Genomic DNA, 24,689 nt, shown 5'->3' with positions numbered 1-24,689 from the left:
GCTTTTTTTTATTCAAGGAGACTGATGTATGAAGCCGACCTACTTTTCTAGTGGAGATTTACCCAGGGGTTACTCATTAGAAGGTTCTTACCATAAGGTTTTTAGCGGGGTGTCTATGAGTAAGGACCTCGGCAGAGGTCCGTGCTAAATAGGCACAGGTCGTGGCACGCAGAGCCGAAGACCTGTGTAAAGATAGGTGTAAAATATCCTTGCGACCCCGGCCGAGGGGTCGGACAACCCTATCTCTAGATCTGACCCCTCAGCCGGGGTCAACGAGGTGGTGAATATGCTCTTGCACACAGGTCATGCGGGGCTAACGCCCCTTTGACCTGTGCTTATTTAAGAGGCACCTCTGCCGAGGTCCTTACTCCATTATCTTCAACAGCTTGTATATGATCATTCGTACAATACTCTCTTCTAATGCGTAACCCCTGGAGAGTTACCCATTATCAGACAGAACAGGTAAAGCAGACAAGTCGGATGGGGGCGATGATTTGCCAACCTGTCCGACTTGTCTGGTGAGGTACCTTTTCGGTGAGGCACTGGTTAGTCGTGACCCACTTTCATACGGTCGATGACTGACTCGAGGGCGCCGGTGCCTTGGTACTTATCCTTGGAGCTATTGAAGCGGTAGGAGATGGTGAAGGCGATGCGTGGTGGCACATACTCGGTGGATTCCATCACGCTGTATCTAGTGGCGGTACGTACGGAGTGAGTGGTATTGAAGAGGTTACTAACGGAGAGGGTGGTAATGAGGTTTTGCTCCTTAAGCCACCGCTTGGAGATCTCGGCATAGCTGGTGAGGATGGGGGCGGTGAACTCCATATTATCCTCGTTGCCAAAGGGGGTGTAACCTACGTTGAACACCATACTGATCTCCTTGGGGAGTGTAAATTGATTGGCCACGCTGAGGGCAAGGGTTGCCTTACGATTAGTGATCCGCTCCTCGAAGTTCCAAAGGTCGTAGCCGATCATCTTGGAGAGACGTAGGGTAAAGGTGGGCTTCCACCACTTAATGGTAGGGCTAGCTACCATTGCTGCCGATAGGCCGTGATGTGGAGGGGCATTAACCGTCTTGAAGAGGGTAATATAAGGGCGTACCACTCCAGTAGTAGGGTCGGTAAATAATCCTGTCTCTGGAGTGAGACAGTCGCGGCTATAGGTATGGCTCAGGATGGTAGTCAACCAGCTCTTATTGAAGGTGAGGGCGGTAGAGTAGTCTATGGCGTCCTTGAGGTTGGGGTCGCCCACTTTGTACTCGTATCGGCTCACGTATAGGTACTGTGGCTGTAGCTGAATATAGCTAGGTCGGTGGATACGGCTCCTAAAGGAGAGCTCCGTACGTACGCCCCACAGGCGTCCTGTGACTGCTAGTGTGGGAAATAGATTGGTAGTAGTATGACTCTTATCCGGATCTAATATCCCCTTATCTATGTACTTATTCTCGAGGTGCTCCATACGCACCCCTGCAGTAAGATGCCATTCGGAGGCTATTTTATGCTGATACTCCAGGTAAAGCGCTAGTAGTTGCTCCCTCTGCTCGCTATCTAGATCGCTAAGGTTGAGACTGGCATCTAGCTGATTATAGAAGCGGTTATGTACCTTAGAGTACTCACCACCCAATTCAAGGCGACCGCCCCAGAGTGGTCCAGCGACGTCTAAACGTGCACCTGCCGATTGATACTTGGCTCCATGCCTATTCTCCACGCCCGAAAGCTCGTACTCCTCGGTCTTCCCTTCATCTGCTTTCTCGGTAGATTGACTCATGCCAGTTTGGAAGTAGTCAAGGTCGATCTGTGCTCTCCAATCGCCAAACCTCCTAAGGTAATAGAGATTGGGTCGGTGCGAGGCATTCCAGGGCTTGAGAGTTTGGGACTTGCTAAAATAGCGCTCCACCACTTCGGGAGTGGGCTTGAGATGGTGGCTGGTGAGGTCGGAGAACATCCAAGAATCCTCCTTTTCGGCAGCAATACGATACCTAAAACCTGCACTCTGCACATCATCTTCGTAATTGATACCGATGGTATACTCCTGTGTCTGCACCCCCTCCTTGTGCTTAGTGGTGGATTGATTGATCCACTCGCTTTGATCAGTTTTGCCGTGGGTGCGAAGAGAGGGGAAGGAGTGATTGGTCTGCTCATCTTGGTACATCACACTAGTAAAGAAGTCCCAATTATTGAGCCGATAATTAAGGCGAAGATAGGGTTGATAACCTATAGGGCTACCAATCTGATTGAAAAGATCAAGCTTTGCCTCACCGCTGAGGCCAGTACCTTGCTCTCGTTTGGTGTAGATCTTGATCACCGACTCGGTAGAAGAGCTATACCTGGCACCAGGATTGGTGAGTACCTCAATATCACGAATGAGGTAAGGCTTGAGATTGCGTAGCTGATTGGGGTCGGTCATCAGTCGGTCATTGATGTAAATGATGGGGGTCCCTTTGCCGGCTACCCGTACCTCAGTACCCTCGATCTCAACTAATGGCACTCCTCGGAGCACGCTATAGATATCCGAGAGGTGTGCGAGCGGTGAGGCCTCTATGGAGGTGCTGATACCGCCAGCCACCATTCGGTGTGTGATGCGATTGGCAGTGACGGAGACCTCTTCTAGCACTAGGGCACTCTCCTCCAGCACGATCTGATAAGTAGAGAAACTATCGCACTTCACTTCTTTTGGAGCAAAGCCGATCAAACTCGCCTCGAGCAATAGTGGTAACTGATGATTGCCTATCTGTAATGCGAAAGAGCCATCGTCACGAGTTACGCCCCCAGTAAGCACCTTGCCCTCCCCGATGCTTTTCACCTTAATGGTGGCATAGGGAAGGGGTTCCCCAGCTTCGTCATATACTACTCCTCGGAGCTCCTGTGCCGAAACTCCCAAAACGCCTACCATCATCAGTAGGGATACCAACAAAAATAATCGCCTCATAAGATATACAATATATACTAATCACTTCCCCCTTCCGCCCGCAAAGGTAGATATTATCGCTCGCAACCCAGTTGCACACTTCTGGAAGTTGCAGAATGGCTCTGCGAGTCTTGACCGAGGGCTAGCTGAATGGCACCCTGTCGGATGCTTTGGCTGGGGGTACCTTATCGGTGGTGCCTTATCGGACAAGTCGGACGAGTCGGACAAGTCGGACGAGGCATCGTTTTTCCGACCTGTCCGATAAGGTGCCCGCGATAAAGACACCCCCGATGAGGTAAGGACTCCCGTGAGGTCCTTCGCCCTTCCCCAGGTGGTGTTGAAATAAAACTATTGTATGCAGAGAGCCACTTCTAGCGATCTAGAAGTGGCTCTCTTATTACCTCCGAGTGGAGGATTAATTATTTAATGAACCTCTTAGGGTTTTGCAGACCACCACATTTTAGTGTATATGTTGTCTGGTCCTCCCAGCTTATCCACTGCGTCCTTATAGGATTCAGGCACGTTATTCTTAAGAGAGGTAGGGAATGGTAGCCTCTGTGGGAAGAACTCCCACTTGCTCTCCATATAGTTGGTAGTGGTCAGTGCATCGAAGCCTTCGATGGTCTTTTCCACTACGGGGTTCTCAAAGAATGGCAAGCCAAGTCTTCTATGGTCACTCCATGTCTCGAGTGGCAACCATGGCACTTGTGCGATGAACTTCTGTGTGATGATCTTGGTGAGGTGGTCATTCTTCACCTGTCCATTCTTATAGAGTTGATTAGCAGGATAGGTAAAGGTGGTCTTTTTCATCTCCTTTGTTTTGGCATCAAGATAACTTACCTCCTTAGTAGCTGGTGGCTCAGCCGTATGATCCCAGCTCACAGAGGTACCCACTCTATTGTACTCCTCAGAGGCGAGGTATTCGGTGAGATATTTTGAGATCGTATTATCTGGGAAGCACTTATCCCAGTAGGTGAAGCTCTCCTTGATACCAGCTTCGTACGCCTCCTTGGCGTCGATTCCTACCGACCACCCATTAAGGGCTGCTTCGGCCAAAAGGAAGTAGCTCTCCCAAGAGCCAAAGAATACGCGCTTCATGCTACTATTCCTAAACTCATTGACTAGCCTTGGCATAGAGCCTGGGAAGCTATAGACCCTGTTGATAGACCCCATCTCACCCCAATTGCCTGGCGTGGAGGTATTCCATGCGAAAGCTGAATTAACTACCACAAGTGTATCTTGCTTCTCTACACCCTCAGGCTTTGGCAGTAGAAGTGCCCGCTCAGTATTGGTTACATTACCCGTTGCCCATGAGGGGTACTTATTGAAGTGTGGATTATTAATATCACCAGGAATATTATAACCCTTGTAAGCACGTGGGTCAATACTATAGGGCAGTCCATCGCTCCAATAGCCTGCTGATGGGTCATTAGTTTTGCTGCTGAAGTAGCCTTCCCACTTAACGCCCATATAATCAGGATCACAGAACTTAAGATTGATGGGCTCTTCACGATCCTTATTAAGCTTCTCTACAGCAGACCTAGCATAGGCACCTACCTGTGTCTCGGAAGTGACACCACCGAGACCGAGATAGAGGTTATTTAGCGTAGGAGAGAGGTATTGCATATTCCACTCACGGCTCATCACACCGGTAAGAGCATCCCAACCTGGTCGCTCTTGCACAGCAAAGTTATCATCAAAGGTGGAGATATACTTACCTCCCTTAGCGGCCTCTTCAAACTCAGTTTTTGCTAAAGTAGGATTGGCTCCTGAGATACGCATTGCTAGTCGCATACGTAGTGAATTGCCATACTTTGCCCACTTATCGAAATCATAACCATAAGCAGGGTCCAGATTAGTAATGTCGCCACTCACGGTATTGGTGTCAAAACCAGCCACTGCCTCTTTGAGCTCCTTGAGCATAAAGGTGTAAACCTCTTCAGTGGTATTGAACTGTACCTTTTCTCCCTGGAAGCTATTGATAGGCATGGTACCGAAGTTGTCGGTAAACTCACTCATCAGGTAGACACGCCAAATACGTGCCACTTGATAGAGATTATTGCTATAGGTCTTGGTATTACCTTCTGCCTTCTGCTCTTGGTATAGAGAGATAGCAGAATTGATGTGGGTGAGCCAAGAGGTTACTTGGTCAAAGTAAGCTTGAGTCCACCCGTCGTTGGTGAAGTTTTGAGAGAGTGAACCGACGCGATCCATATGGCCAGCATCCTTCCAATAGAGGACAAAGGAACGCTCAGCCACGTCGGGATTCATCTGTGCACTAATAATGGCATTATTGATAAAGTACTCCACCTGTACTTGGTTGGCACCCGCTTCGAAAGGACTTCTATTAAGGTCGTCAAAGTCGCTACAGGCCGTTACCAAGCCACCTAAGAGGAGTGTCGCCAGTCCTACAAGTATAATATTAAGATGTTTCATAAATATATTATTCTCTTATTAGGCTTAAAAGTTAATCGATAGGTTGATATAATAAGAGCGATTGGTAGGTGGGGCAAGCGCCTCCAGTCCTACAGCATTGGAGCCAGTTGCATACACCGACTCAGGATCAACACCATCCATATAGCTCTTAATCATCCAGAGGTTATTGGCAGAGAGCCCTATGGAAGCACCCTGAATAGCTGTGCCATCGAGCAGCTTATGTGGTAGCACGTAGTTGATTGAGAGGTTACGAAGCCTGATGTTGGTGGCATCGAAAAGGTTTTCCTCAGTGATACCTACGTTGCCACTACTCCTGCTCTCTAGCTTGGTCCAGAAGTCTTGAGGATCGGTCTTAGCAGTATTAGGCTGATACTTACCATTGACGAGCTGTACGCCATCATAAGTGATCTTATCTCTATTACCATCAGGTGCCGTCACATAGGAGCGACCATTGGCCTTAAGCATACGATTGGTGAAGCTGAATATCTTACCTCCAAAGCGACCATCAATCTGGAAACTGAGTGAGAGGTTTTTGTAGGTAAAGGTATTGGTGATACCGGCCATAAAGTCTGGCTGCTGATTACCTAGGTAATGTGAGCCAGGGGCTGCGGTAGGAATTCCCTCTTCATCTACAATTACCTTGCCGTAGTAAGGGCTCTTCTCGTCCTCTACTCTAGCAAACTTAGTTCCGTAGATCACACCATATCGCTCGCCAGCAGCGGCAAGTACATGGACATTATCAAAGGCTCCTAGCTGGTACTGAGTTACGCCCTCTGCTAGCTCCTTAACCGTATTGACGTTTTTGGAGAGGTTGAGTGTAAGGTCCCATGTGAAGTCATTCGTGATGACAGGGACTGCATTAACCATCAGCTCAAATCCCTTATTTTCAATATCTCCTGCATTGATCTTTTTATACTTATATCCTTCAAGACCATTGATTGGGATATTGAGTAGCTGATTAACGGCATTGGACTTATAGAAAGCGAGGTCAAAATTGAGGCGGCTATCCAATAGCTTGGCCTCCAGACCTACCTCCCAGGAGTGGATCAGCTCACTCTTTACGTCCGAGTTGAACAGCACTTCATTTTTTGAAGCTACCACATTGCCGTTAGGATCCTTATTGATGGAGTAGGTATTGTAGAGCTGGTAAGGGCCCATATCGTTACCCACTGATGCGTACGAACCTCTAATCTTGGCAAAGGTAAGCCACGATAGATCGCTACTTGTCGCTTTTCTAAGTGCTTCTGAGAAGATGAATGAAAGGCTGGCCGATGGATAGAAGAAGGATCTATTGGCCTTGCTCAATGTAGAGGACCAATCGTTACGACCGGTGAGATCAAGATAGACCATACCAGCGTAATTGAGCTGCAATGTTCCGTAGAGTGAATTGATCTTGTGTTCACTCGCCGACTGTGGTAGTGCAGGCATTCCCTTGCTATTATTGACGCTAAAGAGGTTGGGGACGGTCAATTCACCAACTGTCACACCAATACTGGAGAAGCTACGGTGCATCAAGTTACCTCCGAAGGTTCCGTGAAGACCGAAGTCACCAAATAGCTCATCCTTGCCAGCGGTAATCAGGAAGCTGTGGTTGGTCTCCTTAAATACATCCTTGGAGGTGCTGTAGGAGCCATTGGCCTTGATAGGTCCGTAGGCATACATCTTACTCTCGTTGTTGGTGGTGTAGATATCTGCACCAGAACGGATCTCTGCCGATAGCCAGTCTGTAAACTGATACTTTAGCGAACCGCTAATCAGGAAGCGGTCACGCTGGTCATCATTTTGACTGTACTTAGTAGCCCAGTAAGGGTTGAGCCCTGACTTTGGATTGTACCAGATATGGTATCCCATATCATTAACGGCTTGGCTAAGCTGTGTGATATCTACGTTGCCAGGCATGGTGAGGAGTGTTCCGAAGTAGTTTTCGGAGCGGTTACCTGCGATGGGGCGGTTATGTACATTGGTATTGATGTACTGAACTTTGGCATCAGCGGTCCAAGCATCATCGGCTCCAAACTTAGAGACAAATCTCGTGATCATGTTGAGACGGTTGAGCTTTGACTCTGGAGTCATATCCTTATTATAGGAGTGGGTAATCGAAGCGTATACCGATGAGCCTTTGCCTAGTTGCCTAGAGAGCGCTACAGAGTTTTGGGTATTGATACCTGTGTTGAGGAAGTTGGCAATATTGTCATAATATGCTAGAGGTGCCTTAGTGCCATCCCAATGGGTGACCTCTTGACCCTCAATCTTAGGTCCCCAGCTAGCACCCGATTCGGTATCAAACACACCGTACGAGCCTTGGGCATAGCTTTTCTGTACTTTAGGTACCATAAATATGGTTTCAAAGCCCGTAGTGGAATGGATACTGATGCCGAGTCCCTTCTGAGCCTGCCCACTCTTGGTGGTAATCAATATCACACCATTTCCTGCTCGTGAGCCATAAAGGGCTGCTGCGCTAGCACCCTTGAGGACCGACATGGAGGCGATATCATTAGGATTGAGGTCGCCTAGTCCGTTACCCATATCAAGAGAGGGGTTCCAGAAGTCATTATTGGAAGCTCCTGTAAAGTTGTCCATTGGCACACCATCCACCACGATAAGCGGTTGGTTATCGCCTGTGAGGGAGTTATTACCACGGAGTACAATTTTTGAGGAGCCAGCAATACCGCCACCACCTTTGACTACTTGAAGACCTGCGATCTTACCTGAAAGAGCATTGGTGACATTGGACTCTCTAGAGGAGAGAAGGTCCTCACCTTTTAGCTCCTGAATAGCATAGCCGAGCGACCTCTTCTCACGCTTAATTCCGAGAGCGGTCACCACTACTTCATCAAGAAGCTCATTATCAGGCTCTAGGATCACCTCTATGTGAGTACGTCCATTAAGTGGGATGTCTTGAGTCTTCATACCTACAAAGGAGATGCGCAGAGTGCCATTAGAGGGTACATTCTGCAACTTAAAAGCTCCATTGAGGTCGGTGGCAATGCCTAGACCTTGGTGACCTACTACGGTTACTGAAGCACCGATCACTTCATACCCTTCGGTATCATGAACCGTACCAGTAACGGTCACGGTCTGAGCTAGTGCAGATGGGGCTACCCACAGTGCAAGCAGAAGGGATAAGATCGTATACCGCACCCAGCCTGCAGCATAAGTTTTGACCATTTTCATACTGTTTGTTGTTTTAAGTTTTACTAAAAGTAGGATAGATTGTTAGTCGTTAGTGTGTGTTATCCACAGGCTTTAATGAGCTATAATCTGATAAAGTTTTACTGTTAACACATCAAAACATTAACAACACTTATTGCTTTTACATTCAAAGTTAGCAATAATTTATCTAATAGCATTACAATCAATAGAATCTTGGCACTAATGCATTAGGAGTTTCATTGTATTGAACCCTTTGATTAGTCGTATGGTGGGGAATCATCCTTTGTATGAGAGGATCAAATTGATTATCATAATGCCTTTAGCCCTATCTCTAAAAGTAGAGCATCCGCATTAGAAGTATATACTTAAGTTATCAGTCAGACCGACTTGTCGTAGCCCATGTGCTAGAGGCGCAGCACGAACACCTGATCATTCAATGAAGCACTTCTATAAAACCTCTATGCAAGTAGGGTAAAAGTGGAGATGCAACAAAGCAAATGCTTAGTTGCAACTCGGCAATTGTTTAGTTGCAACTCGCCGATCGGTTAGTTGCAACTCAGGTTTCACTTCTATATGGCGGTGGATATCAAGCCGTTATAAATCGGGCTTTGGAGGCATTATTTTCTCCCATTCTTCTGTATCGTTTGAGTTGTGCTTTGCAGGGGGACCCCTATCGCCACAAGGTGGAGGCGTAGGTGGTGTCGGTGGATTTGATTAACTTTGCGGAGTTATGGCGAAGAAGAATAAAGATAAGGCGAAGTTTGGGACTCGTGTGTTGATTAAGAATAGACGGGCTACCTTTGACTATGAGATACTCGATACCTACACTGCTGGATTGGTGTTGCTGGGGACCGAGATCAAGTCGCTACGCCTGGGCAAGGCCTCTCTGGTGGATACGTTTTGTATCGTGGATCGTGGGGAGGTCTGGGCTAATAATATCTATATCCCTGAGTACTTCTATGGTAGCTACAATAATCACACGGCTCGGCGTGACCGCAAACTACTCCTCAATAAAAAGGAGATCAGGGAGCTGGCGGAGGTGGTGAAGAATGTGGGGCTGACCATTGTGCCACTAAAACTCTATATCAATGCTAAGGGGCTTGCCAAGCTGGAGATAGGTGTGGCAAGGGGTAAGAAGCAATACGACAAGCGCCAAGATCTTAAGGAGCGGGATATGAAGCGGGAGCTGGAGCAGGCCCGTCGGTATAAGATATAAAAAATACCCGTGGAGCGACAAGCGGTCCACGGGTATTTAATTATATAAGTGAGGGGGAAGCTGGTTAGCGGATGCTTTGGATCTTCCAGTTGCCCTCTTCTTTGACTAGATAGATAGTAGAGGTTTTGTATTGGCCTCCATTATCGCCAATGGCTTCTTTGGTATCTATAGTCATCTCTACGGTTGCTTGGTTATCCTCCTTGCTTTTCTCATCAAAAGAGACATAATCAGCGACATTGGTGCTGACCTCTTTCTCCGCAATGGCATTGTATACCTTTAGCGACTTAGATACGACCTTTAATCCCTCTATTGCTAGAGAGACCTCTGTATCGCTTAGGGCTGAGGCATCACTAGAAATCAATTTCATCGCCTCACTTTTATTGCCTTGGTTGAGGTAGTTGAAGAAGTCCTCCGACACCTTTTCGGGGGTATTTCCACCTATCACAGAGCACGCTGCGAGTGCAAAGGTCAGTACCACAATGGATAAATAGCTTGTAATCTTTTTCATGTCAATTTGTTTTGTCTAGTTAAATCAATTCTTTTTCTGTGGTGCGAGCGATAGGGAGAGCTCGTCGAGCTGCTCTTGATCAAGGCGAGAAGGGGCATCGATCATCACATCGCGTCCAGAGTTATTCTTTGGGAATGCGATGGTGTCACGGATGCTATCCAGTTTGGCAAAAAGCGATACCCAACGGTCGAAACCATAAGCGATACCACCATGAGGAGGAGCACCGTACTTAAAGGCATTCATCAGGAATCCGAACTGCTCCTCGGCCTTTTCGTCAGTAAATCCAAGGACTTCAAACATCTTTTTCTGCAACTGGCTATCATGGATACGAATAGAGCCACCACCTACTTCTACACCATTGATCACCATATCATAGGCATTGGCACGCACTTCGCCTGGGTTGGTATCGAGGAGTGGAATATCCTCGGGCTTTGGTGAGGTGAAGGGGTGGTGCATAGCGTAGTAGCGCTGGGTTTCATCGTCCCACTCGAGCAGAGGGAAGTCTACCACCCATAGGCAGGAGAAGGTATTTGGATCCATCAGCCCCTCTTGGTCGGCCACATGAAGTCGGAGGGTACCGAGCTGTTTACGAGTTTTCATCGCATCGTCGCCACTCAGTATCAGGATCAAGTCGCCCGCCTCTGCCTTCATAGTCTTAGCCAAGTGTTGGAGCACCTCTTGGCTGTAGAATTTATCCACACTGCTCTTTACCGTGCCGTCTTCACCCACTCTAGCGTAGACCATTCCCTTGGCCCCCACCTGAGGTTGCTTTACAAATTCCGTGAGTTGGTCTAGCTGCTTGCGAGTGTAGCTAGCAGCGCCTTCCACACAGATACCTCCGATGTACTTTGCCTCATCGAATACCTTGAAGCCATGCCCCTGCAGCACTTCCATTAGCTCTACAAACCGCATACCAAAGCGGGTGTCGGGCTTATCGCTACCATAGTACTTCATGGCATCATGCCAACTGATGCGTGGGTAGGCTTCGGACTGCTCTATCCCTAGGATCTCGTGGAAGAGATGCTTGCTTAGCCCCTCGAAAGTATTGATAATATCCTCTTGCTCCACGAACGACATCTCGCAGTCTATCTGGGTAAACTCTGGTTGGCGGTCGGCACGAAGGTCCTCATCACGGAAGCACTTCACAATCTGAAAGTAGCGGTCAAAGCCAGCCACCATCAGCAGTTGCTTAAAGGTCTGAGGCGACTGTGGTAGAGCGTAAAACTCACCGGGATTCATTCGACTAGGCACCACAAAGTCTCTAGCCCCCTCGGGGGTTGACTTGATGAGTACTGGGGTCTCCACTTCGAGGAAATTGAGGCCGTCTAAGTACTGACGAATAGCAATGCCCATCCTATGACGTAGCTCTAGGTTACGACGAACGGGGGAACGACGCAGGTCGAGATAGCGGTACTTCATACGTAGCTCATCACCGCCATCCGACTGATCTTCGATGGTAAATGGAGGGGTATCCGACTGATTGAGCACCGTGAGAGAGGTGACAATCACCTCAATATCTCCCGTCGCTATCTTGTCGTTTTTCGATGAGCGCTCAGCCACCTTTCCTTTTACCTGAATCACGTACTCACGGCCTAGGTGAGCAGCTTTCTCCGCCAGCTCAGCATTGTGCTCTTGGCTAAATACTAGTTGTGTGATGCCGTATCTATCGCGAAGGTCAATGAAGCTCATTCCTCCCATACGGCGATTTCTCTGTACCCATCCTGCGAGGGTTACTTCCTCTCCGACGTTGGCTGCACGAAGTGCACCACAAGTTGTTGTCCTATACATATCTCTAAATATCTTTATTGTCTTGTCTTGCCTCAAGACTCTATCTTACGTAATCGCACCAAAGTTATCTTATTTCCAGTAGCCCTTAGCACTTGTATTTGGAAGTGCGGAGGTATGGTAAACTCCTCCCCTGCATCAGGAATTTCCTGGCTATAATGTAGGATAAATCCTGCTAGTGTCTGATAGTCTTCATTCTCAGGTATCTGTAGATCAAACTGTTCATTGAGAGTATCTACCTCTGCCCTACCCGAGATGATGTATTCGTTCTCCCCTACCTTCCGCATAGCAATCCTCTGAGTATCGTGCTCATCCTCAATATCTCCAAAGATCTCCTCCACGATATCTTCAAGGGTGACCATACCAGCTGTACCACCTAGCTCATCTACCACTATCGCCAAGCTCCGCTTTTTCTGCATTAGTTGTTTCAATGCGTTTTCGGCTGGAAGGGATTCGGGGATAAAGATTGTAGGGAGGATACGGCTTTGCCACTCACGTGAATTACCCATCCTAAACATCTCAATACTGTGGATATAACCGATAATATCATCGATATCCTCCTTGTATACAGGTAGCTTGGAGTAGCCCGTTTTATCAAATATCTCAATGAGCTCTTCTCGAGTGAGATCGTCACCCACGGCGATAATTTCATTGCGTGGCACTAGACAGTCTCTGACTTTAATATCGGAGAACTCCAAGGCATTTTGTAGAATACGAGCTTCATCGGCATTCTCTTGCTGATTGACGTTGCTCTCAATAAAATAATCAAGGTCTACCTTGGTGAGAGGTTGCACGGTATCATCCTCATTCTTTACTCCAAAGAGCTTAAAGAATAGCTTGCTGATCCACCCGATCAGTAGGGTGATGGGGTAAAGTATAATGTAGATCAAGAAGAAAGGCAAGGTGATGATGCGAATCACGATATTGGGCTTTGCCTGCCCTATCGCCTTTGGAATATATTCGGCAAATACGATGACAAAGGCTGTGGAGATAATGGTCTGTACCAACACCACCCCTATATCATTATGGAGCAAAGCAGTGAGTGGCTCCTCCAGTGCTTTTGCTACCAAAAGGCCATAGATCACATTGACAATGTTATTGCCCACCAATGCCGTAGTGATAAATCGGCTGCCATTCTTATAGAAGTGGGTAGCAATGCGAGAGAGGGTATTCTGACTGCTTTTGTCCAGCTCTACTTTGAGCCGATCGGCTGATACAAAGCTGATCTCCGACATGCTAAAGAATGCTGAGCAAAGTAAACAAATGATGATGGCTAAGTATATCATAGTGGCTGCTTAATAGACTACTTTTGAGTGGCTGGAGACTTGGGAGCTTGATATGGCTGTGAAGACTGTGAAGGTACTATACTATCCGGTGCAACAGCGGTGCTATCGGCAGGAGCTAGTGGCTTATCCTCCACATCCACATGTCCGTAGGAAGAGTAGAGCTCATAGCGTGTCATATTCTGATTGCTTCTGAAGCCATACTTACTCTCAATAAGCTGACCATTACTAGGGATAATCGTGGTATGCTCGTGAGAGTACACCTCAGCCAGCTCTTCATCCCAGTAGAGCGAGTGTCCAAAGTACCTCTGCCCCTCACGGCTCAGTACCTCAACATTACCGATCAATTCCCATAGCTTTTTATCCTGATAGTAGTAGGCGGTATCTGCCTTGATAGAGGCTTTGGTTTGGAAAAGAGTATCGAACTGCTCCACGTATAGTCCTTCAGGGAAGTACCACTTAGCCTCAGGCTCGCTGTAGGTGTACCAAACGGGTGATTCCAGCTTGTACTTAGTAATCCCACTATCCGAGATGAGCGAAGAGATATCTCTTGTCACCATTGAATAGGGGAGTGTGTCCACCTCCTTGATAAGGGTATCTCCCTTCTTACTTTTACAAGCCGAAAGGGAGAAAGTAATGTAAAAAAGGATACCAGCACAGACCCATAAACCGGGCTGTGCTAGTATCCTTTTCCTTATATATCGTGATGAGGTATCACTCATAGACTCTTCGCCCCTCAGGGGTGAAGTGGGGCAGCCTTATCGTGTGCGGATAGTGGTGGATTCACCAATCCAACCGCCTACAGTAAAGGAAGCGCCTGGAGCAAGGTCAGGGTGCATAAATACATCCTCCTTGGCAGGGAAGTGCTGGCTATAAGTATTGATCAGCTGGCTTGCCTCTGCAGAAACGCTTGGGTCCATAGACCTTGCACGCTGTGCCTTATCTACTGCAAGACAGTAAACGATACGCTGCTTGATAGGATCATCTGGGTAGATACTCTTAGCAGTAGCTGCGTACATGTTGGCTATGAGTAGCATTGGGGCACCAAAGCCACTCTTGAAGTTCATCGCCTGATTGGCGTAGGTGCGGGCTGCACTATAGCTATTTTGCTTGTAGCTCATCACTGCGAGCATGTAGTAGATCTCGCCCTTCTTCACATCATTAGTACTGAGCTCAATAGCCTTCTCGTAGTACTCACGAGCACGGCTATACTTATTCTCCTTAAAGGCCTTATTAGCGATACCTGTGGCGGCGTCAGCAGTTGGCTCGATATTGAATAGGTGTTCCGACATAGCGAAGTATACATTGCTCTCGGTACAACCAACAGACTGAAGTAGAGCAATGGTCTTGGACAAGTACTCCTTATCATTCTTATGCGACTCTACCTGTGGAGCATAGACCTCCTCCATCACCTCACAGCTAGCAGCACCACTTTGTGCAAACATTGCCTGTGCGTTCTCCTTATAGGTGTTATACGAAGCAACACCCTTTTCATCGCCAGCAGCTTCAAGCTCCTTGATCTTTTGGTCGTAGTAGCCATCCACCATCATATACTCATCTACATACTTGGCCTTAAGGGCAGGATTCTTAAACATCCTAGCCATAGAAGCATAAGCAAATTGAGAAAGAGCTAGTGGATCGGTCTCAGCACCCTTCGCCTTCACCACAGGCTCTAGCCAGCCGTAGATCATATCATAGTCTGAGTCATTGCCCATTAGGCGCATATAGTCAGACACCTTATTGCCGAGGATATAGTCTGTACCACTCTTAGGATCATCACCGAAGTACTTGATACGAGTATCGTACATCTCCATCAGCTTCTTAGTCCACTCCTTCTTCTCCTCTGGAGTCTGGCTTTGATCGGCCTTCCAGTTTAGCAGTTCAGCACCTATGATATAGGTATCCTTGCTCGCTGCAGGGCATGCGGTATATACTTTCTCCCAGAAGTCATAGGCATCCTTATAATTGCCACTCTGGTGATAGGTCTTATAGAAGGTGATATTTCTTCGGCACTGAATGCTATCATTGCCGTGACCGAAAGGAGTCCCCGACTCCACCCCAGTCTGTGCACTCACAGATGCTAGGCTAAACAGGCTCAATAGCAGAGCCGACAGTAGTAAAAAACTTCTTTTCATCGTTATTCCTTTTTTAGTATGTTGCCTTTTTTATTCCGACTGAATGCCTTCAGCCTCTATTCGTTTGCTATTTGATGGCATGTGAGGCATTCGGTTTATTATGTTAGTAGATTTTTAGTTTTCTAAACCAAGTTTCATTGAAATTCAGACTTAGCGATAGCTTCAGCATATCTTGCGAAAAGCTCTTTTGGAGGGTCGAAAAGTCGTGACTATACTCCAAGGTGAGGTTGATAAGGGAAGTCCTATCACTGCCAAACATAGTCACTGGCATCCCTAATCCGAATGATGCTCCTACGGTCTGCACCTGACCCACACTTGGGATAGACAGGTAAGAGCTACGGTAGTTGATACCACCACGGTAGTACATCCTCTCATGATACCTCCTCGAGTAGGTATTGGGGGTTACTTGTACTCCAATTGCCCCTCTGTAGCTATTCTTGAAGGTGACTTGGTCATTCTTGAATGGGTTGTTGATGGCTTGGTCACCCCAAAGCTGCGTTTCAAAGTCAGCAGCCAAAGTCATCTTCTTAGGCATATCCCACGCCAACCCTACGCCCACTTTATGAGGGAGCGAAGAGGCTGCTCTCACTAAGTTATTAGTGATATTGGGCTTATTTTTCGATCCAAAGTTGGTATTGGAGTAGCTAAACAGCTCAGGTGTAAACCTCATTCGTGGTGAATAAGTCAGCCCAAGTGTCAGCTCGTCTTGTGCCTTTGTAGGGAGATGAAATTTATACTGTAACCCTACATCTACCCCCCAATTATCCAAGCGGATAGTGTAACTCTGATAATCTTGAGAGAGCACTTGTGCATTTGGCATCAGGTGTACGGTATGAGTCAACTTGCCAAAGTGATACTTCACATTGGCGCCAGCATAAAGTCCACGATAGACCCTCGCCCCTACCCCTAGGTAGAAAGATTGTAGCGAACCCTGCCCAGAGAAAGACTGGCGAATGATATTAGCATTCTCTCGCCCAGCTATCGTCACATCGTTCACGAGACTGTAGCCCACATTGGAAAGCGGGACGATACCCGTGCTCACCGCCACCCTATCTTTGTAAATCGGGAATTGGAGTGCCAAGTAGTCGAGACCTCCCATCAGGGCATTGTGCCGATTGATACCATCTTTATTGTGCCCCCAATTGATTGAAGCAGCAATATCCATCACAAACGAAAGCGAGTCTGTGGCACCATAAGCTGCTGGATTTTGGAGGTTGATCACCTTGGCACTACTCATAGCGATGCCTACACCCCCCATACCACGCCATGAGACGGGTGAAGTCTCGGCAAGTGAACCATATCCCAAACGGGTGAGAGGAGTTGACTCCACTCCTTGAGCCTTGACCACACTATTCCCCATCATACCCACAGCTACTACAGCTGCAATAGCTAAGCAGAAGTGTGATGCTCTCTGATTTATATATCTGCGAAACCTATTCATCTATCGCTACATTACCATTATGACATAAACTATTCGCAAATTTAGGGAAATTATTTGAGATGATGGCTATGTACTCCCGAATTCGTCGGAATGTACGCTTATTACTGAGTTTTCCATCGCGCAGAAAAAAATGAAGGCTCGCGTCTTCATGTATTGAAGATCTGCGAGCCTTCGGGGGGAGGGAGTGGTGCCACCAGGAATCGAACCGGGGACACAAGGATTTTCAGTCCTTTGCTCTACCAACTGAGCTATGGCACCAACACTTTAATTTGCCACTCTTTTGAGTTTTGCTTTGCAAAGGTACCACAATTTTTTGAATCAACAAACTATTCGGCCCTTTATTTTACTTCGTAGACCCTAATTAATTATGGTTATCAATTATTTAACGTCGTTTTTTCCTGTTTATTGCTCACGGCTATTAATACCCATACAAGGGTATCGCTCGTAACCCTTATATGAGTAACAAAAGATACTCAAATTACCTTTCTACTTTCAGCATAATTTCACCTGGTTATCAATACTATAATAATAACTATAATTATTAACCCTACAATGCCATATATGCGATTCACAAACTCGTTATTGATATTTGATATTTCATCTTCTTTACTCTTTTCGGTCACACCATACAAAATGGTATGAAAAGACTTCTTCGATTTCAACATACAATTAACTACATAACGAATGAAAGCACCTAAATATAGTACTAATAAATTTCTGCAAAGAATATCAATTATCGCCATCTTTTTTTCTTGTCGTAGATTCAAATTACTAGTACAATTTACTTATTATTTTCCAACCAGACAGCCATTGGGGTTTTGTACTGGCGTTTTTTTCTTGGTCTTGAGTTGATTTTCTGTACATAATTAAGTACTTGCTTATTGGTAATATCTTTGAAGTCCTCATTCTTTTTCAAGTATTGTCTCAGTAGTTTATTCGAGTATGCAATAGTTCCTTTTTGCCAAGAAGAGTAAGTGTCTGCGAAGTAAACTTTAACCCCGAGTTTTTCGATTGCTTTCTTCCACACACCTTTTCCTCTCTTCTTTTTTCGCTTAACCCTTTCCTTATCCTCATTGGCCAGCATTGGGCGTGCATTTGGGTATATCTTCCACTCTTGTTGGCATTCCTCTTAATCTCCCTAGTAATGGTAGATGGAGAGACTCCTACAAGCTCAGCGATCTCTTTTTTCAACAAACCCTTTTTTAGACCGCTCTCAATTATGTATCTTTGATCAAGGATTAGATGTTTGTACTTTTTTTTGTTCATAAAACAAATATACTAATCCCATGGGAGGTTTCGGCCTCCCATTTTTGTTTTATGAATCCACACTCCCTTCTTTGCCCTTTTTCACGGCTTATTTGGTGGCCGACGGCCACCAAATAAGCCGTGAAAAAGGCAGTCCCTAGTACCTCAAAAATTGCACTTCGGTTTAGAACTTAGGCTAACGGCAAGAAAAGCTCTCGATTTGAAGCATTATCTATGTCGTGATACTATATCTATATTTTTTAAGTTACTCCATTTTAATTTTGGAGCAGTCTATTAAATCCCATATCTTTTTTACATTTTCATCTTCATTTCTTTTGGAATCTATAAAAAACAAATATCTATACTTCTTCCATAGTTCTTTTAAATATTGTTTTTTACCAATTTTATATAACGAAATTGATAATGCAAATTTAGAATATAAAGTACAATCATACTTGATATAAATTTTTTCAAAATAATTTATAACCCAGTCATGGTGATTTTTCTCAACCCACTCTAAGTCTTCATCAAAGACTTTATAAGAACTAATGAAGACATCATACTGCATAAAAGTGCTAGCTACATAAGATATAGAATCTTTTATATCTGTTTTAATTGAAAAAGCGTTAAGACAAATCATACTACAGAAGATGATTAATATATTTCTTAAATTTAAAAACATAATTATTTTTTTTTGAGGTGTAACAATTAGAGGTGCCAATGTTCCTCCGTTCCAAGTGTGCTCTATACCTGTAAATTTTATATCGCCATTCCTTGAATCGTAGATTCAAATTACTAGTGCAATTTACTTATTATTTTCCAACCAGACCGCCATTGGGGTCTTGTACTGGTGTTTTTTTCTTGGTCTTGAGTTGATTTTCTGTACATAATTCAGTACTTGCTTATTGGTAATATCTTTGAAGTCCTCATTCTTTTTCAAGTATTGTCTCAGTAGTTTATATTTGAGTATTCAATAATTCCTTTTTGCCAAGAGGAGTAAGGGTCTGCGAAGTAAACTTTAACCCCTAGTTTTTCGATTGCTTTCTTCCACACACCTTTCCCTCTCTTCTTTTTTCGCTTAACCCTTTCCTTATCCTCATTGGCCAGCATTTGGGCGTGCATTTGAGTATATCTTCCACTCTTGTTGGCATTCCTCTTAATCTCCCTAGTAATGGTAGATGGAGAGACTCCTACAAGCTCCGCGATCTCTTTTTTCAACAAACCCTTTTTTAGACTGCTCTCAATTATGTATCTTTGGTCAAGGGTTAGATGTTTGTACTTTTTTTGTTCATAAAACAAATATACTAATCCCATGGGAGGTTTCGGCCTCCCATTTTTGTTTTATGAATCCACACTCCCTTCTTTGCCCTTTTTCACGGCTTATTTTGTGGCCGATCGGCCACAAAATAAGCCGTGATAAAGGCAGTCCCTAGTACCTCAAAAATTGCACTTCGGTTTAGAACTTAGGGCTTTTGGCTCCTCACAAGTGGGAGTGGCGGGGGTTAGAAGATGCGCTTGATGAGTCCTTGGAGCACTTTACCGGGGCCGTACTCAGTGAAGCTCTCTGCTCCATCCTTGTGCATATTAAGGATGGTCTGCGTCCAGCGAACTGGTGCTGTGAGCTGCATGATGAGGTTGTGGCGAATCTCCTCAGGGTCGGTATGGGGGAGGGCATCGACATTCTGATAGATAGGGCAGCTAGGTGCCTTGAAGTGGGTCTCTCTGATGGCTGCCTCTAGCTCTTCTCTGGCACTCTCCATAAATGGGCTGTGGAAGGCTCCGCTCACATTGAGGGGCAAGGCACGCTTAGCACCCGCCTCTTTTGCCAGCTCGCAGACTTGCTGTACCCCTTTTTCGGAACCCGAGATCACCGCTTGGCCAGGGCTATTGTAATTGGCAAGGATCACGATCTCACCTTGGACGGAGTCACAGAGCTGCTCCACCGCTTCATCTTTCAGCCCAATGATAGCGGCCATAGTGGAAGGGGCTTGCTCGCACGCCTTTTGCATCGCTTGAGCTCGTTTGCTCACTAGCCTCAGTGCATCTTCAAAGGAGAGAGCTCCCGAAGCAGCGAGTGCTGTAAACTCGCCTAGGGAGTGACCTGCCATCATATCGGCACTGCACCCTTCGTCGCTCACCTTGGCAGAGATGTAGGAGTGGATAAATACCGCTGGCTGGGTCACCTTGGTCTGCTTAAGTTCTTCCTCGGTGCCATGAAATATAGTATCGGTAATTTGGAAGCCAAGTATCTCATTGGCTTGCTCAAATAGCTGCTTTGCTTCGGCGTTGCTCTCGTAGAGGTCCTGCCCCATACCTACAAACTGAGCTCCTTGTCCTGGGAATACTGATGCGCGTAATGCCATAACGATCTTTCTTTCTAATTTGTTTTTACTTAATTATAATACATCGCAAAGGTACGCATTATCTCCCAAATATCTATGAGGGGGGGGGGGAGGTACCTTATCGGACAAATCGGACAGGTCAGACAAGTCGGATTTCGTAGCACTTATCTACGTGCCGTCCGATCTGTCCGACTTGTCTGACCTGTCCGACTTGTCCGATAAAGCATTCGCTAGCTTATTTATTGGGGAGGAGCTGGGCGAGTACCTTATTGAGGGACTTTTTGGCTTGGTACTCTTTGAGGTAGAAAGGCTCCCAGTAGGCAACGTCGAGGTGCTCTCCGGCCCCTAGCAGACGGAAGGCGTCGCTCGCCATATGCTTGGCGTGGGGGTAGATATTGGCAACGTAGCGACTACCAGGTAGTAGGCTCTGGAATAGCTTCTGTGCCTTCTCGGCACCCGATCCGAAGTAGACTACGGGATGCTGCTCTACCAACTCGGTGATAGAGGCCTGCGTCTCCTCTTCAGTCAAGACCAAAGCGGCGATATCTGATACAGGCTCCCCCTTGGCATTATAGAGTGCCGAGTAGACCTCCATACGACGGGCATCGATCATCGGCATCAATAGTGCCTCTTCGGGTGCTGTCTCGTGGGCGAGATAGCTACGGGCGATGAGCTGAGTGGTGGATATAGCGAGGAGAGGAACCCTTTTGGCAAAAGCCAAACCCTTGGCATACCCTGCCGCGATGCGAAGCCCAGTGTAGCTTCCGGGTCCTTCGGCTACGCAGATGGCGGATAGCTCGTTGCCTTGTGGTAGCTGCGAAAGCACCTCCTGTGCCATCACAGCCAATCGTTCCGACTGCTTTGAGCGGTCGGTCTCTTCCGCCTCAGCGATAATCGTTGGGGTATCGCCTTCCTCGGCTAGAGCCACTGTGCAGTAGTCGGTAGAGCTATCTAGGAGTAGGATATATCTCTTTTTCATCATTTCTTTTTACGCTTCTTCTTAGCCCCACTTGCTGCCGTCTCGGCAATTATTTTGCGTGCCTGCTCCTCTGTCAGCGTGTTGGCATCTGTTGTCTTGGGGATCTTGTAGTTATTCTTTTGATACTTGATGTAGGGACCCCACCGACCGTTGAGCACCTCTACCACCTCATCGCCTTCACCAAAGGAGGCGATGAACTTATTACGCTCCTGCTCCTTCTTGGCATCAATGAGCGGCTTCGCTTCCTCAAGGGTGATCTCGTAGGGCGAAAGATCTTTTGGAATACTAGCGAAAAGCTTGCCAAAGCGAACATAAGGGCCAAATCTACCGATGCTGGCAACAACTTTATCCCCCTCGTACTCTCCGAGTGTACGTGGCAGGTCGAATAGCTTGAGTGCCTCCTCGAGGGTAATGGTCTCGAGTGAAAGGTTGGTAGGGATAGAGGCGAAGCGTGGCTTCTTGCCCTCTTCGTCGGCAATACCGATCTGTATCATCGGACCAAAGCGCCCGATCTTAGCAGAGACTTGCTCACCAGTTTTGGGATCTTCACCGAGGATGCGTTCGCCCACCTTGTGATTGCTCTTCTCTGCCATCACCCCCTCTACGTTATCGTGGAAGAGGTCGTAGAATGTAGCGATGACGCTATTCCATTTCTTTTTGCCTGCCGCAATCTCGTCAAATTCCTCCTCTACCCGTGCGGTAAAGTTATAGTCCAACACCTGAGGAAAGTACTCCACGAGGAAGTCAGTAACCACCAGTCCAGTGTCGGTAGGGAAGAGTTTGTTTTTATCTGCCCCATAGACCTCCTTCTTGGTACGCTTGGAGATCTTTCCCTTCTCGAGTTTGAGCTCTACATAATTGCGTGACTCGCCATCGATGGACTTCTTCACCACATACTCTCGCTTTTGGATGGTCTGAATGGTAGGAGCGTAGGTAGAAGGACGCCCAATCCCGAGCTCCTCCAACCGCTTTACCAGCGATGCCTCTGTGTAGCGAGGGGGTCTCTGTGCAAAGCGTTCGCGTGCTACCACCTCCTCACTCAATAGGGGGTCACCAGTTTGGAGGCGTGGTAGTAGGCCAGTCTCCTCCTCGGTATCCTCATCGTCGCGACCCTCTAAGTAGACCTTGAGGAAGCCATCAAAGGTGACCGTCTCTCCCTTGGCTTCGAACTGGGTGGGGGTACCACTCAATATCTGTACTGTGGTATTCTCAAGCTCTGCATCTGCCATCTGCGAAGCGAGTGTCCGCTTGCGAATCATCTCGTAGAGGGCGCGCTCTTGCTTATTCTTTCCTGCAATTTCCACCTCCACATTGGTAGGGCGGATCGCTTCGTGTGCCTCCTGAGCACCTTTGGTCTTGACTTTATAGCGACGGGCTTTAACATACTCCTTGCCGTAGGCTTGCTCTACTAGAGCACAGCTAGTGGCAATGGCGTAGTCGGAGAGATTAACTGAGTCGGTACGCATATAGGTAATGTGCCCGGCTTCGTATAGGCTCTGAGCTAATCGCATGGTAAGCCCTACGGGATAGCCCAACCGCCTAGAAGCCTCCTGCTGTAGGGTAGAGGTGGTAAAGGGAGCTGCTGGCTTGCGCTTGGTCGGCTTCACCTCTATCTTACCCACACTATAGTTGGCATCAATGAGGGCGTTGAGGATTTCCCTTACCTCTTCCTCTGTCTCAGGTCGCTTCGCCACCTCTGCCACCACTTTCTCCCCGCTCGTGGTAATGAATAACCCCCGAATCCGGAAGCTACTCTTTTGCTCAAAGGCAGTGATCTCTCGCTCCCTCTCTACGATGATCCGGACGGCTACCGACTGCACCCTTCCAGCCGAAAGCTGCGGACGGATCTTACGCCATAGCACTGGGCTCAGCTCAAAACCAACAATCCTATCCAACACCCGACGGGCTTGCTGAGCATCGACCATCTGCTCATCAATGGCACGAGGGTTTTCAAGGGCATGCTCTACCGCTGTCTTGGTGATCTCGTGGAATACAATCCTATTCTTTGCCTTCTTATCCAGCCCAAGCACCTCAGCTAGGTGCCATGCTATCGCCTCTCCTTCGCGGTCCTCATCACTTGCAAGCCACACACTCTCGGCTTTTTTGGAAGCACTCTTCAGCTCCCTAACCACTCGCTCCTTATCTTCAGAGACCTCGTACTGCGGTTCAAAGTTATTCTCAATATCCACACCCATCCCCTTGGTCTTAAGGTCACGTATATGCCCGTAACTAGAGAGGACTTGGTAGTCCTTGCCTAGAAACTTACTAATGGTCTTTGACTTAGCGGGTGACTCCACTATCACCAGGTTACTTGCCATATCTTTATCATTATTATTTTGCCCTACACTCTTCATGCCCAAAATTGATTGGATTTGCAAAAGTACACATTATATATAACTAGACAAAAAACTGAACTCACAGGAAGGGATTATTGCACGAAAAGTTACCCTCTAGCTAGGAGAGCAAAAACTGAGTTGCAACAAAGCAAATGATTAGTTGCAACTAACCGATTGATTAGTTGGAACTATCCGATTGCTTAGTTGCAACTAACCGATTGCTTAGTTGCAACTCGCCAAACGTCAAAATATATCTCTGGGTACCAGTTGGTTACAAAACCACTTTTCATCTATAATTCAGCATCACCCAATGTGTAATGGACGTGCCGGATGGTCGATGAAGCACCAGTTGAGAAACGACTCCTTTGACAGGGGAAGGGGGAGGTTAGAGGGTTGGTTGGGCCTCTTTCTTCAAGGGGCAAAGCTTGCGAAGGAGGTGCTCCGCCTTGGCTTGTATCTGTGGGGTCTCATACTTACGCACCTGCCTGAGGATGATGCCCACCACGATGAGGTCGTCAGAAAAACCTAATAGCCCAGGGATGAAGTCGGGCAACAAGTCAATAGGAAGTATAAAATAGCCAAGTGCCCCCATAATATAGAGCTTGGTCTGCTTGGGCACACTAGGCTCCAATAATATATAGTATAGTTTGAGGACGGGCATCAATATTGTATCTCCCAGCAGCTCCCCCACTCTGCCCACCTTCTGCATAAAGGAGAGTTCGCTGAAGTGGCTACTGTACTTAGTAAAGTCCTTTGGCTCTGCTTGCTTTAGCACGGTCCATAGACTACCCGCACGCCTTGTCAATCTCAATATTCCCATACTATTTATCTATCCATTGGTTTTTATATCTAGTGCAATATTACACATTTTGAGCCACCCTCCCAAATATTGCCTCTTACTAAGGGGTAAGTAAGCGATTGCA

Annotated in this window: 15 protein-coding genes, 1 tRNA gene and 2 pseudogenes; 1 reads left to right on the top strand and 17 read right to left on the bottom strand. The window is 46.9% G+C overall.

Annotated features, from left to right (window positions below; all coding sequences use genetic code 11):
- Positions 1-546 precede the first annotated feature (546 nt).
- From MWL85_RS00630 to MWL85_RS00620, 3 genes are all read right to left on the bottom strand, one after another.
- Entirely contained in the window at positions 547-2,928 is a 2,382-nt protein-coding gene (locus MWL85_RS00630) for a TonB-dependent receptor domain-containing protein (RefSeq protein WP_244400949.1), read from the bottom strand.
- Positions 2,929-3,342: 414 nt separating this feature from the next.
- The gene (locus tag MWL85_RS00625; RefSeq protein WP_244400947.1) at positions 3,343-5,343 is read right to left on the bottom strand and encodes a SusD/RagB family nutrient-binding outer membrane lipoprotein; all 2,001 of its coding nucleotides are present in this window, start codon (positions 5,341-5,343) and stop codon (positions 3,343-3,345) included.
- A gap of 24 nt (positions 5,344-5,367) precedes the next feature.
- The gene (locus MWL85_RS00620) at positions 5,368-8,517 is read right to left on the bottom strand and encodes a SusC/RagA family TonB-linked outer membrane protein (protein ID WP_244400945.1); all 3,150 of its coding nucleotides are present in this window, start codon (positions 8,515-8,517) and stop codon (positions 5,368-5,370) included.
- Positions 8,518-9,226: 709 nt separating this feature from the next.
- Between MWL85_RS00620 and smpB the strand changes: the two genes are divergently transcribed.
- The gene (gene smpB / locus MWL85_RS00615; protein WP_244400943.1) at positions 9,227-9,712 is read left to right on the top strand and encodes an SsrA-binding protein SmpB; all 486 of its coding nucleotides are present in this window, start codon (positions 9,227-9,229) and stop codon (positions 9,710-9,712) included.
- A gap of 64 nt (positions 9,713-9,776) precedes the next feature.
- Here the strand turns inward: smpB and MWL85_RS00610 are convergent, their stop codons facing one another.
- The 14 genes and pseudogenes from MWL85_RS00610 to MWL85_RS00540 form a co-directional block, all read right to left on the bottom strand.
- Positions 9,777-10,220 carry a DUF4878 domain-containing protein gene (locus MWL85_RS00610; RefSeq protein ID WP_018029036.1) on the bottom strand — a complete coding sequence of 148 codons (444 nt, stop codon included), beginning with the start codon at positions 10,218-10,220 and terminating at the stop codon, positions 9,777-9,779.
- 24 nt (positions 10,221-10,244) lie between these two features.
- Complete coding sequence (gene aspS / locus MWL85_RS00605) at positions 10,245-12,008, bottom strand: aspartate--tRNA ligase (protein WP_244400942.1); 1,764 nt, start codon at positions 12,006-12,008, stop codon at positions 10,245-10,247.
- Between the two features lie 32 nt (positions 12,009-12,040).
- A complete protein-coding gene (locus MWL85_RS00600) occupies positions 12,041-13,291 on the bottom strand; it encodes a hemolysin family protein (protein WP_244400940.1) in 1,251 nt (416 codons plus the stop codon).
- Positions 13,292-13,308: 17 nt separating this feature from the next.
- Positions 13,309-14,010, bottom strand: a complete 702-nt coding sequence (locus MWL85_RS00595) for an LptA/OstA family protein (RefSeq protein WP_244400938.1) — start codon at positions 14,008-14,010, stop codon at positions 13,309-13,311.
- A gap of 36 nt (positions 14,011-14,046) precedes the next feature.
- Complete coding sequence (locus tag MWL85_RS00590) at positions 14,047-15,423, bottom strand: tetratricopeptide repeat protein (protein ID WP_018029032.1); 1,377 nt, start codon at positions 15,421-15,423, stop codon at positions 14,047-14,049.
- Positions 15,424-15,526: 103 nt separating this feature from the next.
- Positions 15,527-16,864: a BamG family beta-barrel-assembly machinery protein gene (locus MWL85_RS00585; protein WP_244400936.1), complete on the bottom strand. Its 1,338-nt coding sequence runs from the start codon at positions 16,862-16,864 to the stop codon at positions 15,527-15,529.
- Between the two features lie 185 nt (positions 16,865-17,049).
- A tRNA-Phe gene (locus MWL85_RS00580) sits at positions 17,050-17,122 on the bottom strand.
- A gap of 523 nt (positions 17,123-17,645) precedes the next feature.
- Positions 17,646-18,130 (bottom strand): annotated as a pseudogene (locus MWL85_RS11670) (helix-turn-helix domain-containing protein).
- A gap of 244 nt (positions 18,131-18,374) precedes the next feature.
- Positions 18,375-18,791, bottom strand: a complete 417-nt coding sequence (locus tag MWL85_RS00565; RefSeq protein WP_244400934.1) for a hypothetical protein — start codon at positions 18,789-18,791, stop codon at positions 18,375-18,377.
- Positions 18,792-18,914: 123 nt separating this feature from the next.
- Positions 18,915-19,423: pseudogene (locus MWL85_RS00560) on the bottom strand (helix-turn-helix domain-containing protein).
- Between the two features lie 188 nt (positions 19,424-19,611).
- Positions 19,612-20,472, bottom strand: coding sequence for an ACP S-malonyltransferase (gene fabD / locus MWL85_RS00555; protein ID WP_244400930.1), 861 nt, complete (start codon positions 20,470-20,472; stop codon positions 19,612-19,614).
- A gap of 214 nt (positions 20,473-20,686) precedes the next feature.
- A complete protein-coding gene (gene tsaB, locus MWL85_RS00550) occupies positions 20,687-21,433 on the bottom strand; it encodes a tRNA (adenosine(37)-N6)-threonylcarbamoyltransferase complex dimerization subunit type 1 TsaB (protein ID WP_244400928.1) in 747 nt (248 codons plus the stop codon).
- Positions 21,430-23,748 (bottom strand): type I DNA topoisomerase, encoded by a 2,319-nt coding sequence (topA, locus tag MWL85_RS00545; RefSeq protein ID WP_244400926.1) that lies wholly within the window; start codon positions 23,746-23,748, stop codon positions 21,430-21,432. The genes tsaB and topA overlap by 4 nt, the downstream gene beginning before the upstream one ends.
- 403 nt (positions 23,749-24,151) lie before the next feature.
- Positions 24,152-24,586, bottom strand: coding sequence for a YkvA family protein (locus tag MWL85_RS00540; RefSeq protein WP_244400925.1), 435 nt, complete (start codon positions 24,584-24,586; stop codon positions 24,152-24,154).
- Positions 24,587-24,689: the final 103 nt, after the last annotated feature.

The sequence above is a fragment of the Porphyromonas somerae genome (assembly GCF_022845615.1).
GTDB lineage: Bacteria > Bacteroidota > Bacteroidia > Bacteroidales > Porphyromonadaceae > Porphyromonas_A > Porphyromonas_A somerae.
The sequence above is the reverse complement of the archived record's forward strand: the minus strand, read 5'-3'. Positions and strand labels throughout refer to the sequence as shown.